We start from the raw sequence: 17,903 nt of genomic DNA on the forward strand, positions 1-17,903 counted from the left end.
CACAAAGGTATTTTCCTTTTTTTAAAGATAATGCAATTTATAATATTAATATTTAAATTAATATTGCATAAAATTTTAAATAATTAAATTAACTACCATGTAAGTGTTAATTTGTATTCTTTATCATATATAAATAAAGAGTTTTAGTATTTTTATAAAAAATTAACTAAAACCATATGAAAAAAACTATTTACCTCCTCTTTTTATTAGTTTTTATACCAAAAATTAATGCGCAGGAATACTTTCCAAATAATGAAAGTATACAAAACAAAAACAACAATTATACTGCCTTTACGAATGCGAAAATATTTGTTACTCCAACACAAATAATCGAAAAAGGAACTTTACTAATCCAGAATGGAAAAGTAATTAGCGCAGGAAAAGCAGTAACACTTCCAAAAAACACAATTGTAGTAAATCTAGAAGGAAAATCAATCTATCCTTCCTTTATAGATATGTATACTACTTTTGGAATCGAAAAAACCAAAAGAGCCGAAGGTGGTGGCCGCCAAAATCCTTTGTATGATACTAAAAAAGAAGGGTACTATTGGAACGAGCACATCAAACCTGAAACAGAAGCATTCGCTAATTTCAAATACGATAATGCTAAAGCTGAAGAGCTATTAAAAGCAGGTTTTGGTGTTGTAGGTACGCACGTTGCTGATGGTATTGCACAAGGGACAGGATCTTTGATTGCTTTAAATAATGACGATAATAGCAAGCGTCTATTATCTAACAAAATCACGAATCACTTTAGTTTTTCTAAAAGTGTTGGTTCTATCCAATCGTATCCTAGTTCACTAATGGGAATGATGGCATTATTACGTCAAATGTATTTGGATCTGGACTGGTACAAAAATGGAAATTCTAAAACAACTGATTTGTCGTTAGAAGCGATGAAGGACAACCAAAAATTAGTTCAAATTTTTGCTTCAGAGGATAAATTAAATAGTCTAAGAGCGGCAAAAATCGCTAAGGAATTTGGATTAAACTACATCCTTAAAGGTGGAGGTAATGAATTTGAGAGAATAGATGAAATTAAGAAAACTAATGCTTCATTTATCATCCCTATTAACTTTCCAGAAGCTTTTGATGTAACAAATCCTTACTTAGCAAGTCAATTAGACTTTAGCGATTTAAGATTATGGAATCAAGCGCCAACTAACCTTAAAGTATTGTCTGACAATGGAGTTGTTTTTGCACTAACAACTGACAAACTTAAAAAAATCGATGATTTTAGAACTAACTTATTAAAAGCGATTCAATACGGTTTTGACAAAACTAAAGCATTAGAAGCATTAACCACTGTACCAGCTTCTTTACTTGGAAAAAGTAATGAGATTGGAACTTTAAAAGATGGTAGCCTTGCCAACTTCTTGATTACCTCTGGTGAAGTATTTGACAAGAAAACAACAATCTATGAAAACTGGGTTGAAGGAAACAAATATGTTATCAAAGACATGACTGCTAAAGATATTCGTGGTAGTTATGACCTAACAGTGGATAACACAACCTACAAATTACTTATCAAAGGAGAAATTGCTTCTCCTGAAGCGGAAATAAAGAATATTGACTCTACTAAAGTAAATTCAAAACTTACCATCGCTAATAATTGGATTTCATTAATCATGAAAACCAAAGACTCAGTTAAAACTAATTTTAATAGACTAACAGGTTATATTGAAAACACACCTAATCTGAGTGGAAAAGTAATTGCTTTTGATGGAAGAGAATTAACTTGGTCTGCGTTAAAAACTGCTCCTTTCGAAAAAGAAAAGGACAAGAAAAACGAAACTAAATTAAATACAGTTGTTCCCGTTAGTTTCCCAAATATTGCTTTTGGAAACACTGCCAAATTAAATCAAGAAACCTTGCTTTTTAAAAACGCAACGGTTTGGACAAATGAAAAAGAAGGAATTCTTACTGAAACAGATGTATTGGTTAAGAATGGTAAAATTGCCGCAATTGGAAACAATTTAAGCGATGCTTCAGCAACTGTAATTGATGCGAAAGGAAAACACCTTACTAGTGGAATTATAGACGAACATTCACACATCGCAATCTCTAGTGGAGTTAATGAAGGTGGACACAACTCGAGTGCAGAGGTAACAATACAAGATGTTGTAAATTCTGACGACGTAAATATTTACAGAGAGCTAGCTGGTGGTGTAACAACATCCCAATTGCTTCATGGATCTGCAAACCCAATTGGCGGTAGATCAGCAATTGTAAAATGGAAATGGGGAGCGGCTCCTGACGAAATGTTGTACAAGAATCAGCCAGGCTTTATAAAATTTGCTTTGGGAGAAAACGTAAAGCAATCGAATTGGGGAACTAATAACCCTACACGTTTTCCTCAAACTAGAATGGGAGTTGAACAAGTTTTCACTGATTACTTTCAACGCGCTAGAGAATATGAAGCGACTTGGAAATTATACAACGCTTCATCTAAGAAAAATAAAGGAAAAGCTCCGAGAGTAGATGTGGAAATGCAAACTTTAGTAGAGATTTTAAATAAAGAACGTTTTATTTCTTGTCACTCTTATGTGGCATCAGAGATCTTAATGTTAATGAATGTTGCTGATAAATTTAATTTTAAAGTAAATACATTTACCCACATCTTAGAAGGTTACAAAGTAGCTGATAAAATGAAAGAGCATGGCGTTGGAGCATCTACATTTGCTGACTGGTGGGCTTATAAATTTGAAGTAAACGACGCTATTCCTTACAATGGTCCAATCATGCACAATGCAGGCTTATTAGTAGCTTACAACTCTGATGATGCTGAAATGTCAAGAAGATTAAACCAAGAAGCAGCAAAAGCAGTGAAATATGGTGATGTTTCGGAAGAGGATGCATGGAAATTCGTCACTCTAAATCCAGCAAAATTATTACATATCGATGATAAAGTGGGTAGTATAAAAGTTGGAAAAGATGCTGACATCGTTTTATGGAGTGCAAACCCACTATCGATCTACGCTCAAGCAGAGAAAACAATTATTGAAGGTACCGTTTACTATGACGCTAAAAAAGACGAGGCTAAAAGAGTAGCCGTAAATCAAGAGAGAAATCTAATTATAGGTCAAATGCTTGAAGAAAAAAACAAAGGTATGAACACACAGGAACCTAAGAAAAAAACTAAGGTTGAATACCACTGTGATACAATGGAACAATAAAAAGCGGACTCAATAATTGAAAAAACATATAAAATGATACTTAAAAAAAGATATTTACTTCTGCTATCACTGAGTTTGTCCTTAGCAGCACAACACGCACCAGCAGATAAGCAAACAAAATCAGTTTTGATAATGAATGCTACTGCTCACCTAGGAAACGGTCAAGTAATTCAAAATAGTGCAATTGGATTTAAAGACGGAAAACTTACCCTAGTAGCAGATGCTACAAAGATCAGATTAGCACAAGGAACGTACGACACAACTATTGACGCAACTGGGAAACACGTGTACCCTGGCTTCATTGCTCCTAATTCAACATTGGGATTGGTAGAAATTGATGCTATAAAATCATCAGATGACGAAAGCGAAATAGGAGATTTTAATCCAAATGTTAGAGGTATTGTTGCTTACAATGCCGAGTCGAAAGTTATAGAAACGGTACGCCCTAACGGGATTCTAATAGCTCAAATTACACCGAGAGGTGGAATAATCTCAGGTGCCTCATCGGTTGTTCATTTAGACTCTTGGAACTGGCAAGACGCTATCATGAAAGAGAATGATGGTATTCATATGAACTTCCCTTCTTCTTTTAATAGAGGAGGACGTTGGGCAGAGCCAGGAGCTTCTAATTTGAATAAAAATTATGCAAAGCAAATTGATGAAACTAGAGCTTTCCTAACAAATGCAAAGTCATATATCGCCGATCCAGGTAAAGACCGAAATCTTATATTTGAATCTACTAAGAGTTTATTTGACGGAACTCAAACACTTTTTATACATGCTACTGCAGAATTACAGATAGTAGATGCTATAAACTTAGCTGTAGAAAGCGGAATCAAAAAAACAGTAATTGTTGGTGGATTTGAAGCGTATAAAGTAGCTGATATGTTAAAAAAACACAATGTCGGAGTTTTGCTACAGCGCGTCCATGAAATGCCTGAAAACGATGATGACGATGTTAATTTACCATATAAAATGGCTAAAATGTTAGTCGACAAAGGAATACTTGTAGGTCTTGAAAACAGTGGTTCGATGGAAAGAATGAATACTAGAAATCTTCCTTTCCTTGCAGGTACTTGTGCAGCTTACGGACTTGACAGAGAGCAAGCATTACAATTAATCACATCAAATACAGCAAAATTATTGAATATCGATGCCATGTGCGGAACACTGGAAGAAGGGAAAGATGCTACTTTATTTGTTTCTGAAGGAGATGCTCTCGACATGAGAACGAATAAGTTAACACAAGCTTTTATTCAAGGTAAACTGCTCAACCTAGATAACCATCAATCAAAGTTGAATACAATCTATAAAAAGAAATACAATCAATAAACATGGGAATATTTAATGCTATTTTAGGGAATGCTTCAGAGGTAACTATTGAAAAAGTATCCAAAGAATTTGAACCGATCTTAATCGATGGTGAACAAATCGAGAAGGCTTACAAGGTCATTCGAGACATGTTTATTTTTACAAACAAAAGGTTAATACTAGTTGAAAAACAAGGTGTAACTGGATCAAAAGTAGACTACCAATCGATACCCTACTCTAGTATAAAGAAATTCTCAAAGGAAAGCGGTGGTATTTTAGACCTAGATGCCGAATTAAAAATTTGGATTACTGGAGAAACAACCCCTATCAAGAAACAATTCGGTAAGGATAATAACATTAATGAAGTTTATAAAATTTTAAGCACCCATATTTTACAATAGTCTTGGGTTAAAACTAGTATACTTCTAATTCTACAATCAGATCTATAACAAACTTGTTATAGATCTGATTTTTTTTTAGGCCTACAACCATGATAGCTAAATTACAACAATACAAAAAGAAACATACTACCAAAATAGCAGTTAGAAATACGTTCTCAAATACAAACCCCGTAAAATATAAGGGTTTAATTTATTAAATTAGTAAAAATATCCAACTTACCCTGCATTTTACAACAGGTATAGAATGATTTTATAAATTTGCTTGAAATTAAAACCAAAACAAATGAGAAAAATTATTTTAAGTGTAATACTGCTCACACTATTAATACTAACGTTATTTTCTAGCTTTATTTTAAATACTAATCCTGCTCCTACTCAAGAAGTAAAATTTGATTCGGGAGATACTGCATGGATGATTGTAGCAACCGCTTTAGTACTAATAATGACTCCTGGATTGGGATTCTTTTATGGTGGTATGGTAGGTAAAAAAAACGTAATTAGTACAATGCTTCAAAGCTTTATGGCCATGATTATCGTGACACTATTATGGGTATTTGTTGGTTTTAGTTTATCATTTGGTTCTTCTATAGGAGGTTTTATTGGAGACCCAACAGAGTATTTCATGTTTCAAAATGTTAATATTAACACTGCCTACGGCACTATTCCTTTCATGTTGTTTGCTTTATTTCAAGCAAAGTTTGCCATTATAACTCCTGCCTTAATAACAGGTGCATTTGCTGAAAGAATTCGTTTCTGGGCCTATATGTTATTTATGCTTTTATTCATTTTATTTGTATACACCCCTTTGTGTCATATGACTTGGCATGCAGATGGATTCTTCTTTAAAATGGGAGTTCTAGATTTTGCAGGAGGAACTGTAGTTCACATGAGCGCAGGTTGGGCTGCACTTGCAGGCGCTATGTTTTTAGGAAAAAGAAAAACACAAAAATCTAATCCAGCACGTATCACTTATGTTTTGTTAGGAACTGGATTGTTATGGTTTGGTTGGTTTGGCTTTAATGCTGGATCTGCATTAGCCGCAAACGGACTAGCCGCACAAGCACTCGGTACTACAACCGTAGGAGCAGCAGCGGCGGGAATGGCTTGGATTTTTTACGATAAAATACTCGGACACAAAGTATCGGCCATGGGTGCTTGTATAGGAACTGTGGTCGGACTAGTAGCTATCACGCCTGCTGCTGGATTTGTAACGATTCCGCATGCGATTTTTATAGGTGCTTTCTCTGCCATTGTCAGCAATTTTGCTGTTAGTAGATTTCCAAAAGGAAAAATCGATGATGCTTTAGATGTATTTGCTTGTCACGGAGTTGGGGGAATGGTAGGGATGCTATTAACTGGTGTTTTTGCTTCAAAAGCTGTAAATCCTGCTGTAACGGACCAAGGACTGATATTTGGAGAAACAACTTTGTTTATCAACCAATTTGTCGCTTTAATAATAGTATCTCTATTTGCATTTACAGTCTCTTACTTTTTGTTTTTCATAGTGAACAAAATTACTCCTTTACGTGTAACTGAGGATAAAGAGGAACTTGGATTAGATATCTCGCAACATGGAGAGTTTCTTTAAAAACAAAATACATCCATAAAAAAAGTCCTTGAAGTAAACCTCAAGGACTTTTCTATTATAGGATAGATGTTACTTTTTTTTTAAAGAAAAATTAAAATATGCTGTCACTCAAAAAATAGTTGTAAAAATAACGATTTCTTGTATTTAAACAGCGTTATTTAAAACCATGTGGCAGTCCATAAAAGAGTGGAATTATTCTATTTTTTATAATTAGAAATACCTGTTTTTAACCAATTTTCATATTCAGCAACACCAACATAGCTTATTGTAGGCTTAGCTGAATTTAAGCTATTTCCCTCTGAATCTGTTAATACATATAGAGGTTGTGTATTTGTTTTATAAGTCGAAATCATAAAATCAGTCCACTTATCCCCTACCGTTGCTATTTCTGATCCTGTTGTTTTTGATACAAACTGCTCTTCTTTTGGAAGCGCACGCTTATCATCAACATACAAAGAAATCAAAACAATTTCCTTTGACAGAATTGGTAAAATTTTATCGTCAGACCATACATTATTTTCCATTTTTCGACAATTAACACAAGCGTAACCTGTAAAATCAATCATAATGGGTTTGTTTACTGTTTTGGCGTAAGCCAATCCTTTTTCATAATCTTCAAAAACCATAATACCGTGAGGTCCTAACTTAGCTCCTTCAGGTAATACTTCAGTTGAGGCAATTGTTGAGCCACCCAATCCTTTTGGACTTTCACTATACTCTAAAGTTGGCGGAAAAGCACTTATTAATTTTAAAGGCGCGCCCCAAAGTCCTGGGATCATATAAACAGTAAAAGTTAATACTACTAACCCCATCATCAATCGACCCACTGAAATATGCGTCAAAGGACTATCATGAGGCAAAGTAATTTTTCCGAATAAATAAAAGGCTAAAGTCCCGAAAATGGCAATCCAAATCGCTAGAAATACTTCTCTTTCTAATAGGTGTAATTGTAGTACCAAATCGGCATTGGACAAGAATTTGAAAGCCAAAGCCAATTCTAAAAATCCTAAAACAACTTTCACGGTATTTAACCAACCACCCGATTTAGGCAACGAGTTCAACCAACCTGGAAACATGGCAAAAAGCATAAATGGCAAAGCCAAAGCTAATGAAAAGCCTAACATCCCAATTACAGGTGCAATTCCGCCCTTTGAAGCAGCTTCTACCAATAAAGTACCTACAATAGGACCCGTGCACGAAAAAGAAACAATTGCCAAGGCTAGCGCCATAAATAAAATACCTAAAATACCACCTCTATCTGCTTGGCTATCGACTTTATTTGCCCAAGAATTAGGCAGCATAATCTCGAATGCTCCTAAAAAAGAAGAAGCAAAAACGACCAATAGCACAAAGAAAAGAATGTTAAACCAGACATTTGTAGACAAAGCATTCAGAGCTCCTGCTCCAAAAATCCAAGTAACTAAGAAGCCTAATATGACATAAATAACAATTATAGCAATACCGTAAATAATAGCATTCCTAATTCCGGCTGCTCTAGTTTTGCTTTGTTTCGTAAAAAAACTAACTGTCATGGGTATCATAGGAAAAACACAGGGCGTTAGTAAAGCTGCAAAACCAGAAAGAAAGGCAATGAAAAATATCGACCATAATCCGCGAGCCGTTGTTGTATCCTCTGTTGGAATAGCAACTACCTCCTTAGTACGATCATTAGCATCATACACATTACTTTCCCCTAAGCTTGGCGCTAATGAATCGACGGTAGTAGTATCTGTGGCAACTGTTGTACCTACTGTTTCAGGATTTGATTCTACTGTTGGAGCAGCAACCACCGTAATAGCAGGAATCGTAAATGTGAACTTTTTTTCTTGATTGATACAAACTTCCTTACAGACCTGATAATTTAATACCGCGTCTATTGTACCAAGTTTAGGATTAGTTACCGTTACCTCCTGTCTAATTTGAGCTTTTCCCTCAAAAAAAGTCTCATTAACCTCAAATATATCGTTGTAGGCTGTTTTAGTCTTACTTTCTTTAGCCTTACCAACCAAATTAAAATTTCCTTTTTGGTTCTTGAACGATACCTCTAACTGTAGTGGTCCTCCATCAGGCGTAAATTGCGAATACATATGCCAATCCTTTTCTAGAACTGCATCAAAAACAAGAACAAAGGTGTTCTCTGATTTTTTCTCTATTTTGGTTGACCATTTCACAGGATCTAGCATTTGCGAATTGGCATTGGCAAAAGCCAAGAAAGAGATAAATATAAATAGTATTTTCTTCATTATTGTATTTCTAGTTTCAGGATATGTTCTGTATTATTTTCTATTTTAAATCGTTCGTCTTGGCGTAATCCTACGACCCACACAATGGTATCTGCGGACCATAATATCCAAATATTTTCTTTATCAACGACTGACAATTTCTCATCTTTGAAAAGTTTACTTAGTTTTTTAGTTTTTCCTTTCATCCCAAAAGGCTGAAAAACATCACCCTCTTGCCATTTTTTTAAAACCAACGGATAAACTAATTTATTTTCGTCGACAAAGATAGTTGTATTTGATGAAGTCGTTCGATCAGTCACTTTAGAAATAGATAATTTTAAGGGAATCTTAACTTCTTGAACTTCTTTCTCGATGAAAAACTCCTCATGCGAACTACTTTCTAACATTGGAACAAGTAATAAGGTATCGCGATCTTTTATCAATCGATAATCAGTGCTCAAAACTTGCTTACCAGATTGGCTTTCGACTAGATCATAGATATCATTCCAAGCTGTAAAACCAAATTCTTTAAGCCAATGATACAAGTATGATTTATAATTAGGCAACCTTTTAAGTTGTAAAAGATCAAAATGAATTGTTTCTCCATTTTGCTCTGCAACTTGCTGATACACCATAATAGCCGCATCCTCAACCATTGCTTGTGCTTCTTGCAAGTACTTTTGTGTGTTTTGAAAAGTTGATACAAAATTTGAATTGAGTTCTTTCAATAAAGGGACTACATCATGTCTAATTTTGTTTCTCAAGTACTTGTTAGATGCATTACTGCTGTCCTCTCGCCATTTTAGTTTTGTTTCGGCTGCGTAATCTGCAATTTCAATTCTAGAAAAAAGCAATAGCGGTCTAATAATTTTATCATTCTGGGACGGAATACCCACTAAACCATCCAAGCCTGTTCCTCTACCTAAATTGATTAAGAATGTTTCGATGTTGTCATCTGCATGATGCGCTGTCAAGACATAATCAAACTGCTCTTCCTCGATCAACTCATAAAACCAATTGTATCGCAGGTCTCGTGCAGCTACTTGTGTAGAAAGTTTGTAATCTTTGGCGAAAGCCGTAGTATCGAACTGAGTTGCAAAAAGCGAAATCGCATATTGCTCAGCATAGTTTTCTACAAATTTCTGATCTTCAAAGCTCTCGACTCCTCTCAATTGAAAGTTACAATGTGCTAGCGCGATTTCGTAAGGTAATTGTCTAAATAATTCAACCATGACCATACTATCTAAACCACCACTTGTGGCCAAAAGTAATTTCTTGTTTTCTAGGAAAGGAAAGTTTTCTCTAATATGAGCTTGTAGTTTTTCTAGCATCCTTCAAAAATAAAGATTAATAATTTATCTACAAATTATACGCTACTTATTCTAATACTTCGCGCATCGCTTTCGCTTTTAATAAGCATTCCTCGTACTCTTTTTCAGGTACTGACAAAGAGGTGATTGCACTACCAACAGAAAAGGAGATGTATTTATTTTCTTGATTGTAAAGTATACTTCGAATGACAACATTAAAGTCGAAATCGCCATCGGGAGTAAAATATCCCACTGCTCCACTGTACAAACCTCTTTTTGTCTCTTCTAATTCCTCTATTATTTTCATAGCCGAAATTTTGGGAGCACCCGTCATGCTTCCCATTGGAAATGATTTTTTAATCGCTTCAATGGCTGAATATTGGGGATCGAGTTTAGAAGTCACCGTCGAAATCATTTGATGCACTTGCAGAAACGAATATACGGCACATAATTCAGGTACCTGAACTGATCCCCTTTGCGCTGTATGAGATAAATCATTACGCACTAAATCTGTGATCATAATGTTTTCTGATCGTTCTTTTGGGTCTTCTGCTAATAATTTTTTAGCCAATTCATCCTCACTACTAATTGCGTAGCGCTTTGCCGTTCCTTTTATTGGTTGCGAAATTAACTCTTGTCCCTGCTTTTTCAAATAACGTTCCGGTGAAGATGAAAGCAAAAAATGCTTGTTATTTTTGAAAAAAACAGCAAATGGAGATTGTGATATTTCGTTGAGCTTAAAAAATTTATCTAATGGATCGATAATAGCATTTTCGGCAAAAAACTCCATACAAAAATTTGCTTCATAAATATCCCCGCGTTGCACATGCTCCAGCATACTAGAAACCTTAGATATATATTTGTTAAAATCGATGCGCTGCTTTATTTCAAGAGATTGCTCCTGAACATCGTGATGTAAAACTTGCGATAAAATCTCCTCAAAATCATCTTCTAGTTCATCATCACACAGCCCTAGATATTGCATCTCTACCTCGCTATCATGTAGGAGAAAAAGTTTTTTGGGCTGAAAAAAGAATAAATCGGGAAAAGAAAGTCCGTCAAAATTTTTGGACTGTAATGGCTCCAAATCATTTTTGAGATCATAGGACAAATAACCAAACAGCCAGTCCTTGGTTGTTTGCTGATATTGCGCTAAATCTTCAAAAGCGTTATAAAAATCGGTTTTTAAAGATGTAAAAGCATCTACTGCTACTAAACCATTATAACTAGAGTACGTATGATCATAGTCGTTACTGTCTAAATAGACGACTTCACGAAATTGTTGCGCCCATGTTAAAAGTTGTTTTTTGAACAATTTTGGGTCTGAAATAGGTTTGCGAACAGTTACTCTCAAAGTGATTTTTTGCTTTTAAATTCAAAATTACGACAAAAAAAAACCTTTGATCTATGATATTATGAAAAATCAGCGAAAATATTTCGTAAATTTACATTAATACACTGATTAGATACTAATTGTATTTATAATAGTGTCTAATTTTTTCTGATTTATACGGTAACCAACGGGAGAGAACTTAAAGAATATAAATGTGCCTTACCGCAATCAGTTAGTTAAAACCTGTAACCCATAAAACCTATATATCATGAAAATTGCAGCGATTATTATTCGGACAATGTTAGGTCTTTTGTTTTTGTACACTTCTATTAGTTACTTCTTTCATTTAACACCGGAACCGGTATCAACAGGAGAATTCAAGGCTTTTCAATTAGGATTGGTAGCATCTATGTACTTATTTCCTTTAGCAAAAGCAGTAGAGTTACTATGCGGTTTATCATTTATAACTGGGAAGTATATGACTCTGGCTAATATTATTATATTTCCTGTTACTTTAAACATCTTATTGATTAATTACTTTTTAACTCCTGAGAATTTACCCATCGCCATTTTTGTATTTGTGGGGAATATCTTTTTGATTTTTACCCATTGGGAAAATTACAAAGGATTATTTAAAGCAGATTAAATAGTAACTATTTTTTAATAAAAAACCCGCCTTATAAAAAATAAGACGGGTCAATGTATAAGGGTATGCTTATTTTAAACGTGTAATGCTCTGTTGTCAGTAGCTGCTAATGCTGCCTCTTTGATTGCTTCCGCGAAAGTAGGGTGTGCATGAGACATTCTTGAAATATCTTCAGCAGATGCTTTGAACTCCATTGCTACAACTGCTTCAGCAATTAAATCAGCTGTTCTCGCACCAATCATGTGTACACCAAGAACCTCATCTGTTTTTGCATCAGCAAGTATTTTTACAAATCCGTCTAAGTCAGCACTTGCACGTGCGCGACCTAATGCTTTGAAAGGAAAGCTTCCAGATTTGTACGCAATTCCAGCTTCTTTCAGCTGCTCTTCTGTTTGTCCTACAGCAGCTACTTCTGGCCAAGTGTAAACAACACCAGGAATTAAGTTGTAATCGATATGTGGTTTTTGACCTGCGATTAATTCTGCAACCATTGTTCCTTCTTCTTCGGCTTTATGAGCTAACATTGCTCCACGTACTACATCACCAATAGCGTAGATATTTGGAACATTTGTTTGTAAATGATCGTTTACCTCAACTTGTCCTCTATCTGAAATTTTTACTCCCGCTTTATCAGCATTCAAACCATCAGTATAAGGACGACGTCCAACAGAAACTAAGGCGTAATCACCTTCAAGAGTGATTGTTTCTCCTTTTGCGTTTTCAGCTTGAACAGTTACGGCATCGCCAGCTCTTTCTACCGATTTTACTTTATGAGAAACGTAGAATTTCATTCCTTGTTTCTTTAATACTTTTGTCAATTCTTTAGACAATGAACTGTCCATTCCAGGAATGATACGATCCATGTACTCTACTACCGAAACTTGCGCTCCAAGACGTAAATAAACTTGACCTAGCTCGATACCAATAACTCCGCCACCAATAATTACTAGATGTTTAGGAACCTCAGGCAATTTTAAAGCTTCAGTCGATGTAATAATTCTTTCTTTATCGATTGTAATAAAAGGTAAATTAGAAGGTTTAGAACCTGTAGCAATGATGATATTTTTTGCTTCAACAGTTTCTGATGTCCCATCCGCTTTTGCAACCGCAACATGCGTTGCATCTACAAAAGAACCTAGTCCTTCAAGTACCGTAATATTATTTTTGTCCATCAAATATTTTACTCCACCTGATGTTTGATCAACGACTGCTTGCTTGCGAGCAACCATTTTTGCTAAGTTTACTTTTACTTCACCAGTAAGTTCGATTCCGTGGTCTTCAAAATGCTTTATTTCAGCATAATGATGAGAAGAAGCTAACATTGCTTTTGAAGGAATACAACCTACGTTTAAGCAAGTACCCCCAAGAGTTGAATATTTTTCGATAATGGCTGTTTTGAAACCTAGTTGTGCACAACGAATCGCTGATACATATCCTCCAGGTCCAGAACCTATAATGACTACGTCAAATGAATTCATAGTATATTGTTTTATATATTATTTTTATAAAAAGTGCTACAAAATTAAGGAATTAAGTTTTGTTAAAAGTTCTAAAAACAAGATTTTTTGTGAAGTATTTGGATTCTAATCGTGCTAAAAACTATTTAGCCTCTCAAAATTACTACAACGCTATAGTTGTAGTGTTTTTTACTTCGCTAATCATAAATGTACTTTGTGTACTACCAATATGTTTAAGTGTAGTTAATTTAGTGACCAAAAACTCTCGGTAGGCTTCCATATCCTTTACAACGATTTTTAAAATGTAGTCGTAGTCACCACTCACGTGATGGCACTCGAGCACTTCGTTAAGTTTGACAACTTCGCTCTCAAAATGGGTTAAGAATTCGTGCGAATGTTGAATTAATTTTAAATGGCAAAAAACAACAAATCCTTTTTCGACTTTGGATTTATTAAGGACTACGACATACTTATCAATAATTCCTTCACGCTCTAATTTTTTGATTCTTTCATAGACAGCGGTAACTGACAGGTTGAGTTTTAAGGAGAGCTCTTTATTTGTTCTTTTACTATCGCTTTGTAATAGCAACAATAGTTTTTTGTCAATCACATCTAGATTCATGGTAAGCCGTTTTTATAGTTTTGAAATAAAATCTAATAATTTTCAATTTTTGATAGAAAAAAAGAAAACAACACTACAAAAATACAATTTTGCAGTTAAAAAATCTATATTTATGATAGTTGGTTGATTAATAAACTGAAATTGACTTAATTTGAATTGGGTTTGGATTACGCCACGCCTATAGCCCAGATAGCAGCGGCATCTCCCGATTTAGAAAAACAAAGCTTTTTTCAAGCTGTAGTTTTTATTTATCGGGAATATAGCGGATAGCTGGATTAAGCTCCTAAAAAAAAACTAAAAAATTATAACATATGAAAGATTTTAACCCTGCAGACAATATTCAAGACTTACAGTACTTTGGTGAGTTTGGTGGTGTAAACCCATCGATCTCTGATTCATCTACCTATACGTTTTTATCAGCAAAAACCATGTTTGATACTTTTGAAGGTAACATGGAAGGCTGTTATTTGTATTCGCGTCACTCCTCGCCTAGTAATTTATATCTTGACCAAGCACTAGCAGCTATGGAAGGGACAGAAACAGCCAACGTTGCAGCATCAGGAATGGGTGCTATAACACCTACTTTATTGCAACTTTGTGGTACTGGCGATCATATTGTTTCGAGCCGTACGATATACGGTGGAACTTATGCGTTCTTGAAAAATTTTACTCCGCGTTTAGGCATCAAAACTACTTTTGTAGACATCACAAAACTAGACATTGTCGAAGCAGCGATTACTGCAAATACAAAAGTTTTGTATTGTGAGACAGTGAGTAATCCTTTACTCGAGGTAGCGGATATTGCTAGTTTATCTAAAATTGCAAAGAAACATAATTTGACATTAGTGGTTGATAATACGTTTTCTCCATTATCTGTTTCTCCTGCTAAATTAGGCGCTGATATTGTTATTCATAGTTTAACCAAATACATCAACGGTAGTAGTGATACTGTGGGAGGTGTAACCTGTGCATCGCAAGAGTTTATAAACAAACTCAAAGATGTAAATAGCGGAGCAAGCATGCTTTTGGGACCAACAATGGACAGTTTACGATCAGCTAGTGTGATGAAAAATTTACGCACGCTACATATACGTATGAAGCAGCACAGCCATAATGCAGCTTACCTAGCGGAACGTTTTGAGAAAGACGGCTTAAAAACAGTCTATCCTGGACTAGCAAGTCATCCAAGTCATACTATTTATTCGGGTATGATTAATCCTGAGTACGGTTTTGGTGGAATGATGACTATTGACGTAGGTTCTTTGGAGAAAGCTAATGCTTTGATGGAATTGATGCAATCACGCAACTTAGGCTATCTTGCAGTTAGTTTAGGATTCTACAAAACGTTGTTTAGCGCACCAGGAACCTCAACATCGAGCGAAATACCGATGGAAGAACAAGCCGAAATGGGCTTAACTGACGGATTAATTCGATTCTCGATAGGTCTTGACAATGACATTGAGCGTACATACCAAATGATGAAAGCGTGTATGAAAGAGCTTTCTATTTTGTAAAAATAGGATCTAGTTAATTTAAAATCCGTTGTAAAATGATTTACAACGGATTTTCTTTTTTACATCTATCTACAGGAATTTCTTTATTTGTTCTATTTGCGTTCATTTGGTTCTGGAACATCATCGCTGCTACCACCATTTTCAACAAGTGTATCTTCTGCCCTTTGGTGATCTTCACGATCGGCTTCAAGACCTTCTTGATTCGGTTCTTGTGCGGGGGTAAAAGCTAATGAGGTATACAACGGAAAGTGATCTGAACTAATCGATGGTAACCTTTGAATAGAACATAGTGTAAAATGACTACTGTGAAATAAATGATCCATGGGCCATCGCGCAATGGGTACTTGAACATGAAACGTATTTAACATGCCGCGTCCTATCCTAGGATCTAGCAAGCCACTTATTTTACGAAAAAGGCGCGTTGTCGATGACCAAGCTACATCATTAAGATCACCAGCTACAATAATAGGCTGATCACTATCGGCAATACTTTTAGCTACAGCAATTAGCTCTGCATCACGTTCAGACGACTCTGTATTTTCAGTAGGGCTTGGTGGAGCCGGATGCAAGAAATGTGCTCTAACTCTATCTCCTGAGCGAAGTTCTATTGCTAGATGTATTGAGGGAACATCATCTTCTATCAAAAAGGAAATCTCTTGGTCATGCAAAGGCAACTTTGAATACACATGCATCCCGTACAGGTTATCCAATGGACATTTGACTGTATACGGCATCATTACTTCTAAAACTGCAAGCTGCTCTTCCCACCATAAATCAGACTCTAAAGTGACTAAAATATCAGGTTGGTATTTGTTGACTAAATCCAATAATGAACCAACATTCCTATTGGGCGTAAGGACGTTCGAAGTTATAATACTAAGTCTTCTATCAGGATCTACCTCCTTGCATGATTTAACCTCTCTTGACCAAAATGGAGTATACGGCAACACCCACCATAACTGATAAAGCAAGCAAACTGAAACCGCGATTACTAAAACTATTGAAAACCAATTTTGAAAATCCAAATAGAAAAAACTAGCCACTAAAATAGCCATACAAAAAACAGTGATTTGAAGGCGAGGAAAATCCATGCTTCTAACAATCCAATGTTTATTACGTGACAATGGTATAAGCGTAAATAAAACCGTTAAAACGGCACAAATTGTAATTATAGTAATCATAGCAGTGGTGATTTCATATCGATTTATTTTTGTTTCAATTTATGCTAAAAAAAATAAGTACAGCTTCTACTATTTATCGTTTATTTTATAATATTCCAGCCAATTTTTTATTCTAGAACTGTACATTTTGAGATAATTTTCAGTGAAGAAGATATTAGACCAATCGAAACGCTGCGCTTGTACACCGAGATAAAAAATAAAAACAGCAGCTCCAGCTTCGGGAATTATTTTTATTTCAGTTTCTGATAATTCTCTTTTGGTTCTGTACCCTGCAATAAAGCTTTTCACTTTTTCCTCGTACACTTTCTTATCTTGTTCAATAAAAAATAACTGCTTACAAAAATAGCCTACATCCAATACAAATAGACCTTGACCACAATTATCAAAATCAAATATAGTTATTTCATTTTCGTTGTTAATACTCAAATTATCATACCAAATATCAAGGTGCACCATTCCGCTAAGACCGCTCTGAGTTCTATTGAATTCTAATTTTTTTTCTATTTGCGAAGCGGTACTTTTTATAAAAATCATTTCATCTAAATCTTCCGAAAAAAACGACCTAAAATTCATGTACGCATCCTGCAGCAATAACTTTGGTGTATACTGTACTCTACTAGTAAAATAAAACTCAGTGATATTGTGAATACGCGCCATAATTGCACCAATAGCAGCACAATTTTCATTACTGATAAAACGGACTTTATCACCCTTTGCAAACGAAAACAGTACAATGTAACGCTTTCCCTCTGCTGCCATAACCTCCTGAATAAAATTGTTATTTCTATCTTTTATAGGATGCGAAACAGAAACATTATTGTCGTTTAAGATCGTAAGTAGCTCGAGCTCTTCTATAATCTGCGCTTTGCTTCTCCAATTATGGCAATATACCCTAATGACGTATTTATTTATTCCATTTGAAATAAAGTAAGTATGATTTAGTCCCGTTCGATATAATTTGCAAGTAAAACTATTATCTAAATTGTACCTATCTCGAACGAAAAGACCTAATTCATTTTCCGATAAAGTGGAAGCGCTAGCGGGGAATGTTGACATCTATTTTCGCTTTTATTAATTGGATATTGCTTTTAGAACTTTTGCAAATAAATCGAGTATGTTTCATTCACTTTTAAATCCGTAAC

General features: G+C 35.0%; 13 protein-coding genes. 6 read left to right on the forward strand and 7 right to left on the reverse strand.

What is annotated here, in order from left to right; translation table 11 throughout:
- Positions 1–176 precede the first annotated feature (176 nt).
- The 4 genes from H8R22_RS14255 to H8R22_RS14270 all read left to right on the forward strand — a co-directional run bounded on the left by H8R22_RS14255 (position 177) and on the right by H8R22_RS14270 (position 6,476).
- Entirely contained in the window at positions 177–3,176 is a 3,000-nt protein-coding gene (locus tag H8R22_RS14255; RefSeq protein ID WP_187011065.1) for an amidohydrolase family protein, read from the forward strand.
- 33 nt (positions 3,177–3,209) lie between these two features.
- The gene (locus H8R22_RS14260) at positions 3,210–4,508 is read left to right on the forward strand and encodes an amidohydrolase family protein (RefSeq protein ID WP_187011066.1); all 1,299 of its coding nucleotides are present in this window, start codon (positions 3,210–3,212) and stop codon (positions 4,506–4,508) included.
- Between the two features lie 2 nt (positions 4,509–4,510).
- Positions 4,511–4,888 carry a PH domain-containing protein gene (locus H8R22_RS14265; protein ID WP_187011067.1) on the forward strand — a complete coding sequence of 126 codons (378 nt, stop codon included), beginning with the start codon at positions 4,511–4,513 and terminating at the stop codon, positions 4,886–4,888.
- A gap of 283 nt (positions 4,889–5,171) precedes the next feature.
- Positions 5,172–6,476, forward strand: coding sequence for an ammonium transporter (locus tag H8R22_RS14270; RefSeq protein ID WP_187011068.1), 1,305 nt, complete (start codon positions 5,172–5,174; stop codon positions 6,474–6,476).
- Between the two features lie 197 nt (positions 6,477–6,673).
- Here the strand turns inward: H8R22_RS14270 and H8R22_RS14275 are convergent, their stop codons facing one another.
- The 3 genes from H8R22_RS14275 to H8R22_RS14285 are packed head-to-tail and all read right to left on the reverse strand — an operon-like array spanning position 6,674 to position 11,362.
- The gene (locus tag H8R22_RS14275) at positions 6,674–8,719 is read right to left on the reverse strand and encodes a protein-disulfide reductase DsbD family protein (RefSeq protein WP_187011069.1); all 2,046 of its coding nucleotides are present in this window, start codon (positions 8,717–8,719) and stop codon (positions 6,674–6,676) included.
- Positions 8,719–10,029, reverse strand: coding sequence for a tRNA lysidine(34) synthetase TilS (gene tilS / locus H8R22_RS14280; protein ID WP_187011070.1), 1,311 nt, complete (start codon positions 10,027–10,029; stop codon positions 8,719–8,721). Before tilS ends, H8R22_RS14275 begins: the two co-directional genes overlap by 1 nt.
- Positions 10,030–10,075: 46 nt before the next feature.
- A complete protein-coding gene (locus H8R22_RS14285; protein ID WP_187011071.1) occupies positions 10,076–11,362 on the reverse strand; it encodes an anthranilate synthase component I family protein in 1,287 nt (428 codons plus the stop codon).
- A 247-nt stretch (positions 11,363–11,609) separates the two neighbouring features.
- Here H8R22_RS14285 and H8R22_RS14290 point away from each other — a divergent pair, with 247 nt between their 5' ends.
- Entirely contained in the window at positions 11,610–11,987 is a 378-nt protein-coding gene (locus H8R22_RS14290; RefSeq protein WP_187011072.1) for a DoxX family membrane protein, read from the forward strand.
- Between the two features lie 74 nt (positions 11,988–12,061).
- Here H8R22_RS14290 and lpdA read toward each other — a convergent pair whose 3' ends face one another.
- Together lpdA and H8R22_RS14300 are read right to left on the reverse strand one after the other, a co-directional pair.
- A complete protein-coding gene (gene lpdA / locus H8R22_RS14295) occupies positions 12,062–13,465 on the reverse strand; it encodes a dihydrolipoyl dehydrogenase (RefSeq protein ID WP_187011073.1) in 1,404 nt (467 codons plus the stop codon).
- Between the two features lie 142 nt (positions 13,466–13,607).
- Positions 13,608–14,066, reverse strand: coding sequence for an Lrp/AsnC family transcriptional regulator (locus H8R22_RS14300; protein WP_187011074.1), 459 nt, complete (start codon positions 14,064–14,066; stop codon positions 13,608–13,610).
- A 311-nt stretch (positions 14,067–14,377) separates the two neighbouring features.
- On the opposite strand from H8R22_RS14300, the gene H8R22_RS14305 reads away from it, so the two are divergent.
- Positions 14,378–15,580, forward strand: a complete 1,203-nt coding sequence (locus H8R22_RS14305) for an aminotransferase class I/II-fold pyridoxal phosphate-dependent enzyme (protein WP_187011075.1) — start codon at positions 14,378–14,380, stop codon at positions 15,578–15,580.
- A 92-nt stretch (positions 15,581–15,672) separates the two neighbouring features.
- Here the strand turns inward: H8R22_RS14305 and H8R22_RS14310 are convergent, their stop codons facing one another.
- Both H8R22_RS14310 and H8R22_RS14315 read right to left on the reverse strand, forming a co-directional pair.
- Positions 15,673–16,761: an endonuclease/exonuclease/phosphatase family protein gene (locus H8R22_RS14310; protein ID WP_187011076.1), complete on the reverse strand. Its 1,089-nt coding sequence runs from the start codon at positions 16,759–16,761 to the stop codon at positions 15,673–15,675.
- A gap of 69 nt (positions 16,762–16,830) precedes the next feature.
- Positions 16,831–17,817, reverse strand: coding sequence for a phosphotransferase (locus H8R22_RS14315; protein ID WP_187011077.1), 987 nt, complete (start codon positions 17,815–17,817; stop codon positions 16,831–16,833).
- Positions 17,818–17,903 lie beyond the last annotated feature (86 nt).

It is taken from the genome of Flavobacterium kayseriense (assembly GCF_014305095.1).
Lineage (GTDB): Bacteria > Bacteroidota > Bacteroidia > Flavobacteriales > Flavobacteriaceae > Flavobacterium > Flavobacterium kayseriense.

What these genes read in the sequence shown, in the direction of transcription:
- H8R22_RS14305 (WP_187011075.1), top strand. Translation starts at nt 14,378, where the DNA reads ATGAAAGATTTTAACCCTGCAGACAATATTCAAGACTTACAGTACTTT.
- H8R22_RS14310 (WP_187011076.1), bottom strand. Translation starts at nt 16,761, where the DNA reads ATGATTACTATAATTACAATTTGTGCCGTTTTAACGGTTTTATTTACG.
- lpdA (WP_187011073.1), bottom strand. Translation starts at nt 13,465, where the DNA reads ATGAATTCATTTGACGTAGTCATTATAGGTTCTGGACCTGGAGGATAT.
- H8R22_RS14300 (WP_187011074.1), bottom strand. Translation starts at nt 14,066, where the DNA reads ATGAATCTAGATGTGATTGACAAAAAACTATTGTTGCTATTACAAAGC.
- H8R22_RS14275 (WP_187011069.1), bottom strand. Translation starts at nt 8,719, where the DNA reads ATGAAGAAAATACTATTTATATTTATCTCTTTCTTGGCTTTTGCCAAT.
- H8R22_RS14290 (WP_187011072.1), top strand. Translation starts at nt 11,610, where the DNA reads ATGAAAATTGCAGCGATTATTATTCGGACAATGTTAGGTCTTTTGTTT.
- H8R22_RS14315 (WP_187011077.1), bottom strand. Translation starts at nt 17,817, where the DNA reads ATGTCAACATTCCCCGCTAGCGCTTCCACTTTATCGGAAAATGAATTA.
- H8R22_RS14270 (WP_187011068.1), top strand. Translation starts at nt 5,172, where the DNA reads ATGAGAAAAATTATTTTAAGTGTAATACTGCTCACACTATTAATACTA.
- H8R22_RS14255 (WP_187011065.1), top strand. Translation starts at nt 177, where the DNA reads ATGAAAAAAACTATTTACCTCCTCTTTTTATTAGTTTTTATACCAAAA.
- H8R22_RS14260 (WP_187011066.1), top strand. Translation starts at nt 3,210, where the DNA reads ATGATACTTAAAAAAAGATATTTACTTCTGCTATCACTGAGTTTGTCC.
- H8R22_RS14265 (WP_187011067.1), top strand. Translation starts at nt 4,511, where the DNA reads ATGGGAATATTTAATGCTATTTTAGGGAATGCTTCAGAGGTAACTATT.
- tilS (WP_187011070.1), bottom strand. Translation starts at nt 10,029, where the DNA reads ATGCTAGAAAAACTACAAGCTCATATTAGAGAAAACTTTCCTTTCCTA.